This window comes from Psychroflexus lacisalsi (assembly GCF_020164495.1).
GTDB lineage: Bacteria > Bacteroidota > Bacteroidia > Flavobacteriales > Flavobacteriaceae > Psychroflexus > Psychroflexus lacisalsi.
On record NZ_JAIQYZ010000001.1, the window covers coordinates 96,367 to 111,419 of the forward strand.

The 15,053-nt window shown below is 36.7% G+C and carries 10 protein-coding genes; 3 read left to right on the forward strand and 7 right to left on the reverse strand.

The window, feature by feature from the left end; translation table 11 throughout:
- Positions 1-2: 2 nt before the first annotated feature.
- Both LB449_RS00490 and LB449_RS00495 read right to left on the reverse strand, forming a co-directional pair.
- The gene (locus LB449_RS00490) at positions 3-3,173 is read right to left on the reverse strand and encodes a VCBS repeat-containing protein (RefSeq protein ID WP_224453115.1); all 3,171 of its coding nucleotides are present in this window, start codon (positions 3,171-3,173) and stop codon (positions 3-5) included.
- 364 nt (positions 3,174-3,537) lie between these two features.
- The gene (locus tag LB449_RS00495; protein WP_224453116.1) at positions 3,538-3,906 is read right to left on the reverse strand and encodes a TlpA family protein disulfide reductase; all 369 of its coding nucleotides are present in this window, start codon (positions 3,904-3,906) and stop codon (positions 3,538-3,540) included.
- Positions 3,907-4,077: 171 nt separating this feature from the next.
- On the opposite strand from LB449_RS00495, the gene LB449_RS00500 reads away from it, so the two are divergent.
- The gene (locus LB449_RS00500) at positions 4,078-7,530 is read left to right on the forward strand and encodes a pyruvate carboxylase (RefSeq protein WP_224453117.1); all 3,453 of its coding nucleotides are present in this window, start codon (positions 4,078-4,080) and stop codon (positions 7,528-7,530) included.
- A gap of 212 nt (positions 7,531-7,742) precedes the next feature.
- Here the strand turns inward: LB449_RS00500 and LB449_RS00505 are convergent, their stop codons facing one another.
- From LB449_RS00505 to LB449_RS00520, 4 genes are read right to left on the reverse strand one after another with little or no spacing between them, the layout of a single operon-like run.
- A complete protein-coding gene (locus LB449_RS00505; RefSeq protein WP_224453118.1) occupies positions 7,743-8,534 on the reverse strand; it encodes a hypothetical protein in 792 nt (263 codons plus the stop codon).
- Between the two features lie 11 nt (positions 8,535-8,545).
- Positions 8,546-9,277 (reverse strand): MIP/aquaporin family protein, encoded by a 732-nt coding sequence (locus LB449_RS00510; protein ID WP_224453119.1) that lies wholly within the window; start codon positions 9,275-9,277, stop codon positions 8,546-8,548.
- 2 nt (positions 9,278-9,279) lie between these two features.
- On the reverse strand, positions 9,280-10,782 hold the full coding sequence (gene glpK, locus LB449_RS00515) for a glycerol kinase GlpK (RefSeq protein WP_224453120.1): 1,503 nt from the start codon (positions 10,780-10,782) through the stop codon (positions 9,280-9,282).
- A gap of 52 nt (positions 10,783-10,834) precedes the next feature.
- Entirely contained in the window at positions 10,835-12,412 is a 1,578-nt protein-coding gene (locus LB449_RS00520) for a glycerol-3-phosphate dehydrogenase/oxidase (protein ID WP_224453121.1), read from the reverse strand.
- Positions 12,413-12,581: 169 nt separating this feature from the next.
- On the opposite strand from LB449_RS00520, the gene LB449_RS00525 reads away from it, so the two are divergent.
- The gene (locus LB449_RS00525) at positions 12,582-13,334 is read left to right on the forward strand and encodes a DeoR/GlpR family DNA-binding transcription regulator (protein WP_224453122.1); all 753 of its coding nucleotides are present in this window, start codon (positions 12,582-12,584) and stop codon (positions 13,332-13,334) included.
- Between the two features lie 16 nt (positions 13,335-13,350).
- Here the strand turns inward: LB449_RS00525 and LB449_RS00530 are convergent, their stop codons facing one another.
- The gene (locus LB449_RS00530) at positions 13,351-13,776 is read right to left on the reverse strand and encodes an Lrp/AsnC family transcriptional regulator (RefSeq protein WP_224453123.1); all 426 of its coding nucleotides are present in this window, start codon (positions 13,774-13,776) and stop codon (positions 13,351-13,353) included.
- A gap of 127 nt (positions 13,777-13,903) precedes the next feature.
- On the opposite strand from LB449_RS00530, the gene LB449_RS00535 reads away from it, so the two are divergent.
- Complete coding sequence (locus LB449_RS00535; RefSeq protein WP_224454414.1) at positions 13,904-14,620, forward strand: sulfite exporter TauE/SafE family protein; 717 nt, start codon at positions 13,904-13,906, stop codon at positions 14,618-14,620.
- The last annotated feature ends 433 nt before the right edge of the window (positions 14,621-15,053 follow it).

A 15,053-nucleotide genomic window follows, 5' to 3' on the forward strand; every position in this document is an offset into this window, starting at 1 on the left:
TTTTATTTATATAAATAACATTCTATACTACTATTATTAGGCACTACAATTAGTAATTTAGAATTCTTCATTTTCAGATTTTTAATTTCTTTTATTTGGTCGTTGAATGGTTCCATCCCTAAATCAGAAATAAATTTGTAGTTGTCTATATCTTTCACCAAAAGACCTTTTAATGCTGTATAAGCACCATGATAAGTGTTAACTTTTAAGGAATTGCCTCCAACCAATAGCTGATCTTCATCATTAAGTCCTAATATAGAAAAGCTTGTTATAGGCGCTAGTTGAAAGTCATTCGAAAAAGGAATAAATTCATCATACTTTCCATTTTTATTTAATAGATAACCAGAAGCCAGGGTTTCAACTTTATATTTTTCTGCTTCTTTTAATGACCCACTAGTCATAACTTCCTCGATGTTTTTTCCAGCCATACTTTTATGATCTAGAAACCTTTTGCTCATTATGTTCATTTGAGAAGCAAGCTCATCCTTAGTATTTAAAGGATAATATTCACCGTTGCTATTGTAAGCTAAAACAACCTCATCTACTCCATTCTTGTCAAAGTCTGAGTGATACATTATTAAAGGGCCATCAAAATTGAGATTAAACTTTGTATTTAGTCCCCAGTTGCCAAGCAAAATATCTTCATTCCCGTCGCTATTGATATCATAAATTGTTACTGTTTGCCATAAGCCGTTCAGCTTATTAGGGAGCTCCATTTCTTTAAGCTTACCTCCGTTATTTATGAAGATGTAAGGACGGTCCCATTCAGTAGTGATAATCAGGTCTTTAATTTCGTCCCCATTTACATCATGCCATTTAGCGTCTGTCACTTTGGATTTTAGGTTGAAATTCTGATCTTTAATGAAATGCCCTGTCCCATCATTAATTAGGATGTAAGAATCTACCATTTCACCAAAATTTCCCAATTGAGAATAGTTTCCAACAAATAAGTCTTGATCACCATCGCCATCATAATCATAAGCAATTATTGTTGAAGTAATAGAAGAATCATTTGGGATATGACCTGCCGACTTTGTAAAGCTGCCGTTATCATTTAAATACAAACGATCTTCTTTAAACTTAGAGTCCTCATTAGCGCCTGAGGCTACATATAAATCTAAATCTCCGTCATTATCTACATCAACAAATATGGCAGAATTATCTTCAAAATTAGTATCTTTTAAAAATACGGGCTGATCTGAGTTTTCGAAATTCATGCCGTTATTTAGAAATAGTTGAGCAGGTCTTCCTGAAGCGTTTCCAATGAAAACATCCTCAAAGCCATTATTATCAACATCGCCTACGGTAATAGCAGGTCCTAGTGTAGATACTTTGTAAGGAATGAGTTTTTCTTCGGCAAAATCATTATAATTATCTTCTTTGTGGGTGAAATTTATAAGATCTACTTTTTTAAAAATGTCATTTTTTTCTTCGACTTTAGAATACTCATAGAACTTTCCACTTTCCTGGTAGTCAACCTTTAGTGTTGTATTTAATTCAGGTTTTATAAGTGTCTGATATTCATTATTTGGCCAGATGACTTTTACAGAGTCAACTACCATAGTTTTACCAAGTCCAAAATACAATTTAGCTTCAATTGAGGATAAAAAACCTCTCGATTTAAATAACTGCTTGAGTTGAGTTTTACCATTACTATAAACCATGGCTTTAGCACCAATTGCTTCTTTATTTCCTGAGGTATAATTCAATTTTAAATTGAGGTAATTTGCGTTTTTATCAGTCGTGTTTTCAAGAATAGAGGCTTTCTGGTTAAAATTGTTTGTGACCAAGTCTAAGTCGCCATCCAGGTCTAGATCTACATAAATGGCACCATTGGAAAGCTGTGGTTGATTTTTGATCCAGTTTCCAGTTCGATTTTTGAAAGTTTTAGAATTACCTTCAAAAATCTCATTGGCTACAATACCGCTCGGCATTTTATCAATAGAATTGTAAAGCCACTTCAAGCCTTCGTCTTCATTTCTTCCTTTAAAAGCACTTGAGACATATTTTTTAAAATCCAAACTATTTGGTCTTCGTAAAATGCCGTTTGAAATAAATAAATCCTGATGTGTATCATTGTTGAAATCTGCAAACAAAGGGGCCCAGCTCCAATCAGTATCAGCGACTTCATGGAGTAGAGCAGTCTCTATGAAATAATCTCCATTTTGATTGAATTGAAGCATATTTCTTGAAAACTGATCTTTGTAGCCTAATTTTTTGAGATGTGCCTGCATGTTGAACATTGCATCATCACCTTCGGTTTCTTTTAATAATCGCTCTTCTTTTGGGAGCATGTCCAAAGTCATTAAATCCTGATAACCATTGCCGTTAATATCGGTAGCATCACTTCCCATAGAAAATCTACTGATGGTCGTAAAAGCTTTATCGAGACTTTCTGTGAATGTCCCATCTTGATTATTGATGTAGTAGTAGTCATCTTCATGAAAATCATTGCACACATAAATATCGTCCCAGCCATCATTATTAAAATCAGCAATGCTTGCGCTTAATCCATAACCATTAATCCCTCCAAAAATATTGGCAGATTCGCTTACGTCAACAAATTTGCCATTGTCGTTCCTTAGTAAAACATCACCAACATTCGGCACTCTCTCATTTCTTAATTCTGCTTTGCCATGTGACAAATTTGTGTGCACAGCATGATTCACGATATAAGCATCCAAATCCCCATCCTTGTCGTAATCGAAAAAGTAAGCTTGTGTGGAATAACCTTTAAAATCCAATCCATAGGATTTGGAATCTTCTGTAAAAGTGCCATCGCCATTATTGATGAAAAGCTCATTATGTCCAGCAAAGTCAAGTAATCCTGAAACTGCACAAACATAAATGTCGAGTAAGCCATCATTGTTGATGTCTACCATGGTTACGCCTGTATTCCAGCTTGAGTTACCTTTAATGTTAGCCTGCTCGGAAACATCTTCAAACTCTAGATTTCCCTTGTTGAGGTAAAGCTTATTTTCCCCTGTGTTAGCAACAAAAAATAAATCCGGTAATCCATTGCCATTTACATCACCAGTGGCGACCCCACCTCCATTGTAGTAATAAATATAGTTGATGATACTGTGCTCAGCATCTTCAGTAACCATATTTTCAAAATCAACATTGCTTTTCTCTAAGGGAACTTCTTTGAATAAGAAATCTTTATTAGACATATTTGTGCAACTCCAAAATGCGATAGTGGAAAATAATAATATTGAATTAATTTTTGCCTTGATAATAATTTAATTTTAAAACGAAATTATGAATAAATATCTTTAAAGCAAACGTTTTGGATTAATTACATGTTAATCAATTCAAAATAAATTAAAATCCCTTGTCTGATGATAAATTTTAAAATAAAAGATTAATTCTAGAATAAAATATTAATTTTCAACACTTTGTAATTGGTAATTACTTCTAATTGAATAAATATGATGCCGAGGGTTTGTAATTTTTTAATAAGAAAAATAGCGGTGAGAAAATTTTAAAGCTTAAGAATTCAGAATTTTAGGATTAAATTTAAAACTAAATTATATCTTAATTTTTTAAAGATTCTAAGGCATACCATAGCCTTTGCTGAGCTTGATTTTGAGAGCCAAAAATACTTCTAAAGATTTGTAATTCTTGATCCAAAACAATCCAATGAGGAGTGCCCTCACACTGAAAGTGATTGTAAGTTTCTGCATTTGGATCTATGTAAATATTGAAAGGAGAGGTTTTAGTAGTGAAAATATCGAGAATTTCATTTTCAGAAAAAGTTTGATTTCCAAAATTGGTGTGTATGACAATTAAATTTACCTCAGGGAAATCCTTGGTCAACTCATACGCAAACGGAATAGCCCTTCCAGTACAGCCCATACAATACGTATTATAAAAAAGGAGGAGATTCACTTTTTTCTTTTTCATTAAATTTTTTAAAGTGCGGATTTCGCCTTTTAGGGTTTTGAGTAGTATATCCATATTTGTTTTAAGATCTATTTTTAATAAGCTTTAAAAACAATTCAAATTTACGAATTGACTAAATTATTTAATAACTTTAAAGCCTACCACATTTAATTCAAAATAAACTCAATTATAATGAACATCAAAAAAGTTTTAGTTGCCAATAGAGGAGAAATCGCTATCAGGATTTTCCGAGCTTGTACAGAAATAGGTATAAGAACTGTTGGTATTTACACTTACGAAGACCGATATTCTTTACATAGATATAAAGCAGACGAATCTTACCAGGTTGGTGATGATAAGGAGCCCTTAAAACCTTATTTGGACATCGATGAAATCATCCGTGTAGCCAAAGAAAACGGTGTGGATGCAATACATCCGGGTTATGGTTTTCTTTCCGAAAATGCAAAATTTGCTCAAGCTTGTGCAGATAATGATATAGTTTTTGTAGGTCCTAAAGTCGATGTTTTAAAATCTTTGGGAGATAAAGTGACTGCGAAAAAAGTGGCTATTGCCAATGATGTTCCAATTATAGAAAGTAATAAAGAGGACTTAACCTCTTTGGAGATTGCTACAAAAGAAGCTGAGAGGATAGGTTTTCCACTCATGCTAAAAGCAGCATCTGGCGGTGGTGGTCGTGGAATGCGAGTGCTTAGAAGCATGGACGAGTTGGAGAATGCTTACAGCGAATCTAGGCGAGAAGCCAAAAATGCCTTTGGAGATGAAACCGTTTTTCTTGAAAAATTTATAGAAAACCCCAAGCATATTGAAATCCAAATTGTCGCCGACAATCATGGAAATATTCTTCACCTTTTTGAAAGGGATTGCTCGGTGCAACGCCGCTATCAAAAAGTGATTGAATTTGCACCATCTAAAGATTTAGATGAAACGGTAAAAAATAACCTTTATAAGTATGCTGTCAAAATATGTAAGGCAGTAAACTATAATAACATCGGTACTGTTGAATTTCTTGTGGACGATGATGGCAGTATTTATTTTATTGAAGTGAATCCTCGAGTGCAGGTAGAGCATACCGTGACCGAAGTAGTGACGGGGATTGATCTAATAAAAACCCAACTTTACATAGCGGATAATTTTAAGCTATCAGATGAAGAAATAAAACTTCCAAACCAAGAATCAGTGTCAGTAAATGGATATGCTGTACAATGTAGAATTACTACCGAAGACCCCAAAAATGATTTTAAACCAGACTACGGAATCATAACGACTTACAGAAGTGCTTCAGGGTTTGGAATACGTCTCGATGCGGGTAGCGTTTACCAGGGAGTGAAGATTTCCCCGTTTTTTGATTCTATGCTCGTGAAGGTTTCTGCCAGTAGCAGAACATTGGATGATGCGTGTAAAAAAATGCGTCGTGCTTTGGCAGAATTTAGGGTGCGTGGCGTTAAAACCAACATGGCCTTTCTCGATAATATCCTAAAGGATGCTACCTTTCGAGAAGGTCGGGTGACAGTAAATTATATTAAAAATACACCTGAGCTTTTTGATATCAAAGAACCAAGAAACCGTGCAACCAAAATGGTTAACTTCCTTGGAGATGTGACCGTAAATGGAAATCCAGATGTAAAAAATACTATCAAGAATCCGAAATTCTTAAAGCCTGAAGTTCCTAAAGTTTCAGCTCAAACGCCTTACCAAAAAGGAACGAAAGACCTGCTGACAGAATTGGGGCCAGAAGAATTTTCGAAATGGTTGACGAATGAAAAGAAAATTCATTTCACCGATACGACGATGCGCGACGGGCACCAGAGTCTGCTGGCTACAAGAATGAGGACGTATGATATGCAGAAAGTCGCAGAAAATTTTGCTAAATCTCATCCTGAGGTTTTCAGTATGGAAGTGTGGGGTGGAGCTACATTCGACGTTTGCATGCGATTTTTGAAAGAAAACCCATGGGAACGACTCAAACTGTTGAGAAAAGCCATGCCAAATATTTTGCTACAAATGCTTCTAAGAGGCTCTAATGGAGTGGGGTATACGGCCTATCCAGATAATTTAATCGAACGTTTTGTTACTGAATCTTGGAATAGTGGTATCGATATTTTTAGAATTTTTGATTCTCAAAACTGGATGAAATCTATTGCACCTTGCATAGAATATGTAAGAAAGAATACCGGTGGTTTGGCTGAGGCTTCCATGTGTTACACCGGAGATATAATGGATCCTAACCGAACCAAATACACCTTAAAATATTATACTCAGTTAGCTAAAGATCTGGAAAATGCTGGAGCTCATATTTTGGCTATCAAAGATATGGCTGGTTTGCTAAAGCCAAATGCAGCCAAAGAATTGGTGTCTGCCTTAAAGTCTGAAGTTAAGATTCCTATTCACTTGCACACCCACGACACTTCGTCAATGCAAGCGTCAACTTACCTACATGCGATAGAAGCTGGAGTAGATGTTGTTGATGTCGCCCTTGGTGGATTGTCTGGATTGACGTCTCAACCCAATTTCAATTCTCTGGTTGAGATTTTAAAATACCATCCAAGAGAAAATAAACTAGATATTGAAAAGCTGAACGAATATTCCATTTATTGGGAACAGGTGAGAACCTACTATTATCCGTTTGAGTCTGGTCTGAAGTCTGGAACAGGAGAGGTTTACAAACATGAAATTCCAGGAGGACAATATTCTAACTTAAAGCCACAGGCAGAATCATTGGGTCTAGCTGATAGGTTTCATGAGATCACAGATATGTATGCTAAAGTGAATGAACTTTTTGGTGATATTATTAAGGTAACACCAAGTTCCAAGGTTGTTGGTGATATGGCACAGTATCTTGTAAGTAATAATTTAAGCATTGAAGATGTTTTGAAAGACGGTGAAAACTTATCTTTCCCACAATCTGTGGTGAGTTTCTTCAAAGGCGATTTGGGGCAGCCCGTTGGAGGTTTCCCGGAGAAAATACAGAAGATCATTTTGAAAGGAGAAAAGCCTTACACAGACAGACCCAATGCACATTTGGAACCTGTTGATTTTGAAAAGGAATTTAAAGAATTTCAAAATATGTTTTCTGAGGACATGGATAGAGTCTTGGAATTTACCGATTTCTTATCGTATAAATTGTATCCAAAAGTATTCACTGACGCTTACAACCATCACTTAAAATACGGAAGTGTTTTCAATATCCCTACTAAGAATTTTTTCTACGGTATGGATCCTGGTGAAGAAATTGTTGTAGAACTTGATAGAGGAAAAACTCTATTGATTACATTGGTTTCCGTTGGTAGAACCGATGAGGATGGAATGGCTACGGTTTTCTTTAAAGTAAACGGACAGACCCGAAATATTCAGGTGAGAAATGAAGGCGTAAAAGTTGAAAAAGTCTCTCATAAAAAAGCAGATAAGTCCGATGAGAAGCAGATTGGAGCGCCGCTTCAAGGTTCTTTAACGGATATTCTAGTGAAGAAAGGAGACAAGGTCAAGAAAAACCAGCCTTTATTTATTATCGAGGCCATGAAAATGGAAACGACGGTTACTGCCAATGCTGAAGGGGAAGTCAGTAATATAGAGTTGAAACCAGGAATTATGGTCTATGCAGACGATTTGGTGGTTGAGCTGAAGTAATTAGTATAGAATAGTATTTACAAAGCCCTTTTCAATTTGAAAGGGCTTTTGTGTTTTAGAAACATAAATACATTTAAGTTTTAATTTTTAAACATCTATCGTAAAGCTTTCAGTTGGGTCTTTATATAAAGCGAGAGGTTGAGGTGAACTTTTGGTTTCAAGTTAACTTGTTCTACATTTCAATTTATCGAAACTCAAAATCAGAAGAAATTTTAAAACAAATTAATCGCCACCTGTAAAGCGCCATAATCTTGGAGGTTATTCCACATGGCTGTGGCAGAAACTGGAATTTCGTACTTGTCAAATACCTTTAAGGTTTTGGAATAGGTAGCTCCGAAATTATTGAAGCCTGGCCTATCTCCATAAAAATGAGTCTCACTCTTGAAAGAAAAGGCAGCTCCAACATAGAGTCCGAGATTCCAGTCTCTTCCACTTGCAAGAACGTATGAAGCCTCTACATAATTGGTGAAGGCATTCCTCAAATCTCCGCTGGAGGTTATATAAGTGTCTCTTCCTTGAACGATGGTGCTCCATGAAGTTTGCAATGGAAATTCTTTAAAAGCATAAGTCACAGAGACATCAATAAAATGCGATGTTTCACTTCTGTCGTAATTGAAAATTTCAGCCTCCGGGAAATCTGTATAGTTGTTGATATCCCAGATGGCAAAGCTCCAGTTTTTAAAATCGTATGATATATAATAGTCAAACTCTGTGTAGTTACCAGCAAAACCTACGCCACCCCAAAGACCAGCTTTAAAATTTCCATCCTTGGAAACATAATACACATTGGCTGCGGTCATAGCTTCATCGGTCACTCGATATCCGCGCCACAAGTGCATATTTTTCACAGTAAGGTTGAATTCAAAAGGACGGTAGGTTTTTTTAGTTTGTAAACTGTCTTCCGGAAGTAGGTCTGGTATTGGTTGATAATCCCCTTGTCCAAACATAAAAGTAGAAGTGCACAGGAATAGAATCAGACCTGATATTCTGATTTTATAAAGCATAAGAATAGATTTTAGCTAAGTATTAAATGAAGAAAAGTGGCAAGGGTTGCACCTAGAAATGGTCCAAGGATAGGAATCCAGCTATACGACCAGTTACTGTGTGTTTTACCATTAATAGGTAAAAGAAAATGCATAATTCGTGGTCCTAAATCCCGAGCAGGATTGATGGCGTATCCTGTTAATCCTCCTAAAGAAAGACCAATCCCCCAAACTACAAAAGCAATGGGAAGTGCACCGATTGCACCAAGACCAACTGGGACGCCTTCTTCACTTTGAATTTCCGCACCTGTGATAAAAAAGACAGCAATAATAAGAACGAATGTTCCTATAACTTCACTCATCAGGTTTCTGAATGTATTTGGAATTGCAGGATCTGTGCAAAAAATGGCGCGCTTCCCTTCAGGATTATTTGTAGCATCGAAGTGATCTTTAAAAAGTAAATAAACAGTCCCAGAACCAATCATGGCTCCAATCACCTGAGCTAGAAAATAAACAGGGACTTCCTGCCAGGAAAAGCTTCCTTCTAGCGCTAATGCTAAGGTTACCGCAGGATTAATGTGCGCTCCACTGTATGGTGCAGAGACGAAAACGCCAACAAAAACAGCAAATGCCCAACCCGTGGTGATGACCATCCAGCCAGAGCCACTACTTTTGGTATCCTTCAAAACACTGCTTGCGACAACTCCTCCTCCGAGGAGAATAAGCAAAGCTGTACCTAATATTTCTGCTACAAATGGACTCATAATTATTGGTTTTTAGATTTACTCCAGTACTGTAATGCATCAATAGCCCTGTACCATCCTTGAATGCCCTCTTTAATGCTTTCCTGATCTTTTGTAGGATAAAACTTCACATCCTCTTCCCAAATGTTTTGAATCTCTTCAATACTTTTCCAGAACCCAACGGCTAAACCTGCTAAATAAGCGGCACCAAGTGCGGTGGTCTCAATCGTTTTCGGTCTTATAGTTGTTGTATTTAGAACATCCGATTGAAATTGCATTAGCATATCGTTAACGCTGGCACCACCATCGACCCGGAGTTCTTCTATATCGATTTCGGAATCGGATTGCATAGCTTTCAAAATATCCATGGTTTGATATGCAATGGCATCCAAAGAGGCTCTTGCAATATGCGCATCGGTTGTACCTTGGGTAATGCCAAACATGCTACCTCTTGCGTTTTGATCCCAGTAAGGCGCTCCAAGTCCCGCAAAAGCCGGGATAAAATAGACCCCTTCCGAAGATTCAACCGAGTTAGCTACATATTCAACATCGCTAGATCGCCTTATGAGGCCAATACCATCTCTAAGCCACTGCACAACAGCTCCACCTATGAATATACTGCCTTCCAAAGCGTAATTGGTTTTACCATTGATGCGCCAGGCTACAGTCGTTAATAGTTTATTGTTGGAGAGTATGGGTTTTTCGCCAATATTCATCAACATGAAACAACCTGTTCCGTAGGTGCTTTTTACCATGCCTTTTTTGGTACACATTTGACCAAACAAAGCCGCCATTTGATCACCTCCAATTCCTGCAATAGGGACTTTGGATGCAAATATTGTGGTTTTGGTATGACCATAAACTTCGCTAGAATCTTTTACTTCTGGCAACATGCTTTTAGGAATATCAAACAATTCCAGCAACTCATCATCCCAATCTAGCGTATGGATATTGAAGAGCATGGTTCGTGAAGCATTAGTAACGTCGGTGACATGAAGTTCACCTTTTGTGAAATTCCAAATCAGCCAGGTGTCGATGGTTCCCAGCACAAGATCTCCAGCATTTGCTTTTTCTCTGGCGCCTTCTACATTTTCTAATATCCATTTGACTTTGGTACCTGAAAAATAAGAATCGATGACGAGTCCCGTTTTCTCCTGAATCATTTTTTCTTTGCCTTCGGCTTTCAATTGATCACAGTAATCTGAGGTTCTTTTGTCCTGCCATACGATGGCATTGTAAACAGGTTGCCCTGTATGTTTGTCCCACACTACTACAGTTTCTCTTTGGTTGGTGATTCCGATGGCAGCTATATTCTTCCCGTTTAATCCTTTTTTGGTTGTGGCTTCGGCGGCTACACCTGCTTGTTTAGACCATATTTCGGCAGGATCGTGCTCAACCCACCCTGGTTTTGGATAATGCTGTGCAAATTCCTGCTGAGCAACGGAGTGTATTTCTCCTCTTCTGTTGAATAAAATAGCTCTTGAACTTGTGGTACCTTGGTCTAAGGCCAAAATGTACTTTTCCATGCTTAGTGTTTTAAGTTATTGGTTGAGGTTGGTTTAAAAATTTTATCAGTCTTTAGATGATATATCCTTTTGCTAGGGTTGTGTAGTCTTGAATTTGTTTATCAATCCATTGCTGATCTTTGCTGAGTTCTTTGGCAAGAATTTCAGCAACTTTAGGAGCCATTTCAATAGAGCGCTTAGCATCTAGAAAGAGCACGCGAACTCGTCTTGCCAAAACATCTTCAACAGTTCTAGCCATTTCGTGGCGCGCTGCCCAAAGAACTTCGACGTTTAGGTAGTTTAAATCTGCGTGAATTTTTTCGCCTAAACTCTTTTCTTTTTCTATTAATTTCTGAAGGTGTTCTTGATCGCTTCCATAGACATAAAGATGATTATCTCTTTCTTCAGTCTTCATGGCTCCGTGGATAAAAAGATGTTCTGTTACACATTCTTTTTTTGGTAAATACCCTAGGCTAATGACTTTATTTAAAGTGTCTTCTGCCATTTTTCGATAAGTAGTCCACTTACCACCTGTGATAGAGATTAATCCACTATCTGATACTAATATTTTATGCCCTCTGGAAATTTCTTTGGTTTTTCCAGTTTCATCTTCAGGAGCGGCGAGTGGTCTTAAACCTGCGTAAATACTTTTGATATCATCTCTTGTAGCCTTCTTTTCTATAAATCGATTGAAAGTCTCCAAAATAAAATCTACTTCCTTTTCTGTAGCATTGGGTTCGGTGGTGTGATTGTCTACCATCACATCAGTTGTTCCTACAATGACTTTATCGTGCCAAGGCACAGCAAATAGAACCCTGCCATCATCTGTTTTTGGGATCATGATAGCATCTTCACTCGGCAGAAATTTTTTATCAAATACTAGATGTACACCTTGACTTGGCTGTATTCTTTTCTTAGAACCAGGTTTATCCATTTGTAGAATATCATCTGCAAATACCCCGGTTGCATTGATAACTGCTTTACTTTTAAAAGTGAATTCTTTTCCGGTTTCTTGATCGATTGATACAACCCCGGAGACTTTGTCACTACCATCTTTTGTTAAGTTTTTGACTTTAAAATAATTGAGTAACACACCTCCTTTTTCTATGGCAGTTTGTGCAATATTTACAGCTAGCCTTGAATCGTCAAATTGTCCATCTTGGTAACTTACACTACCTCTTAACTTATCTTTCTTAATTGTAGGTAACTTACGAATAGTTTCGTTTTTGCTGATATGTTTTGAGCTTCCTAAACTTAATTCTCCAGCTAAAAAATCGTAAGCCTTTAAACCTAGAGTATAATAAGGACCTTCCCACCACGTGTAATTTGGAATTAAGAAGGTTTGATTTTTGACCAAATGCGGAGCATTTTGCTCTAATAGTCCACGTTCTTTGAGAGCTTCTCTAACCAAAGATATATTTGCTTGTGCGAGATACCTTACGCCACCATGAACAAGCTTTGTGCTTCGGCTTGAAGTTCCTTTGGCATAATCCAACTGTTCAAGAAGAAGTGTTTTATAGCCTCTAGTTGCACTATCCAAAGCAATACCAAGACCAGTGGATCCACCCCCAATAATGATGTTATCCCATTCTTCAACTTGCTCTGCTTTATCTATAAGATGATCTCTATTAAATAATTGTTCTGAATTCATTACGTTTAATTTCGAATATAATTCAAATGTAACAAAATATTATTAAAACGAAGTTAAAAGATTAAAATAATAATAAAACGAAACTTTTTGCATCTGTTTTTTCTAGATATTTACTCTTAATGAGTATTTCGCTACTTATCTCATATATTTGTGCAAAAGCGAAAGAAAAGTGAAACGTCATCAAGCCATTTTAGAACTTCTAGAAAAAGAAACTTACGTCAGTGTTGCTCATTTGTGTGATTTGTTTGAAGTCTCTGCCGTAACTATAAGAAAGGATCTAAAACTTTTAGAAGATAAAGGTTTATTATTTCGAACGCATGGAGGCGCTACCATTCAAAATCCTTATATCAACGACAGACACGTTAGTGAAAAGGAAAAGCTGAATGTGAAAGAAAAAGAAGCAATTGCCGAAGCCGCCATTCAATTGATCAAACCCAACGATTCCATCATGATTGCTTCTGGAACGACGATGCAAATGCTTGCTAAAGCTATCCACATAGAAGAACATCTTAACATCACAACTTCGTCTTTGAATGTCGCTCTGGAATTAACGAATTCTCCATATTACGATATTTTACAACTCGGAGGAAATGTAAGACACAGCTCCTCTTCGGTGACAGGACATTTTTCACATTCGCTGTTGGAAAATATTTCGTGTAATCTTTTATTTCTGGGTGTAGACGGAATTGATGTTGATCACGGATGTACAACTACAAGCCTTGAAGAAGCTATTCTGAATAAAAAAATGATAGAATCAGCTCAAAAGATTATTGTTTTGGCTGATTCTTCTAAATTTAATCGAAAAGGATTTGGTAAAATTTGTGCCATTTCAGACATCCATCATATTATTACCGATTCTGGAATCAGTAATACGGTTGCTAAGGAAATTAAAAGCATGGGGATTCATTTGACTGTGGTATGACTGCTTATTAAAATTTTCATGTCATTTTTTTCCCCACTCTCGAAAGAATCAAATGGGTGGTAGGCTCCCCAAAATTTACCAGCTTATCTATGAATTGTTGCAAGTGAAGCTGATCTTTTAAAGCCACCCGAATAAACAAGTTATGTTGCCCCGTTATCCTGTAGGCTTCCTTGACTTCCGGATAAGTTTCTATCTCTACCAAAGCAGGTTTTAATTTGCCGCTAAACATTTTAAGCATAATAAAAACTTCCAAGCTGTTTCCTAGCAGAGTTTGATTTACACGAAGACTGTAGCCTTTAATGACTCCCGTGTCTTCCAACTTTTTTATCCGTTCTCTTACAGAAGAGGGTGAAAGAAATACCTGCTTGCCTATTTCAGCGTAAGACTGCCGTGAATTCAGTTTTAGTATATCAATTATTTTGCGATCTAAATCATTTACCATTAAAAATGAGGTTTTAAGCTCAAAAATACTCTTTATTATTGTAAATGCACCTTTGAGCCATTGATTCCATTTTACAGAAAACGTGCTGAAACTTAAATTTGCACTTGTTTTAAAAAAAGAAAAAACTGTGGAGTTATATGTTTTGGTCATCCTAGCGATTGCTATTTTTTGTGGTTTTTTTGTGCAGTCTTTAGTAGGTTTTGCTGGGTCTTTAGTGGCTTTGCCAATCCTTCTTTTTGCCGTCAAATTACCAGATGCTATAGCCTATGTTTCCATATTCTATTTGTTTTCCAGCAGCTATTTGGTGTATAAAGAATGGCGTAACATAGATAAAGACACCATTGTAAGACTTACACTGGCCTCGTTGATAGGCGTTGTGTTGGGAATCGTCGTCCTTACCTATTCCAAACCTGCGATCTTACAAACAGGACTAGGTGTTTTCATACTTTTATATGTTGGTTATGTCTTGCTGGGGAAGAAAGAATTGGCGCTTGGTAAAAAAGCCAACTGGACCTTTGGGGTGATGGGTGGTTTTTTCTCTGGTGTGTTTTCTACTGGAGGTCCCTTATATGTCATCAGTGTGAAAAATACGGTGAAGGAAGCTAAAACTTTTAGAGCCACTATGATTGGCGTGCTAGCTTTGATTACCCTCATCAGGATTCCTGCCTTAAGCATTAGTGGTGCTTTGAATTTACAGCACTTCCAAATGAGTGTAATGGTTCTGCCAGTTTTCTTTTTAGCTCAATTTTTGGGCATTAAATTTTTTCCTAAAATCAATGAAGTTCAGTTCAAAAGAATACTTCTAGTTATACTATCGCTTTCTGGATTAGCTTTGATTTTTTAGAGAGTTAAAATAAGCTTGTATGTGTTTAGACCTCACAGGTTTTTGAAACCTGTGAGGTCTTGTCAAATAGCTTTATAGCATGAGTAATTTTTTTCATAGTTCACGGTTTAAACCCTGGGCTATGTTGACGTCATCTAGACTTTAATGGTTTCAACCATTTACAAGCAACATTTTTATTGAAGATTAGTTTTAGTTGAAGAAGCATAAACGACTAACATTATTTAGTTCGCTTAAATAATTGTCAATTTCGTAAAACCTTCAGTTGTAACTACCGTCCCGGCGAGGGGATTAAGTGAGTTATTGGCTTTAAGCTAACTTCTTATAAAGCTAAAAGCTAACGAAACCCAAAATCAGAAGAAACCTTAAAAATCTTATTCGGGCATCTCTTTATAGCACCGTGAATTTGAGTAAATTTGCAACTTAACTTTGAATT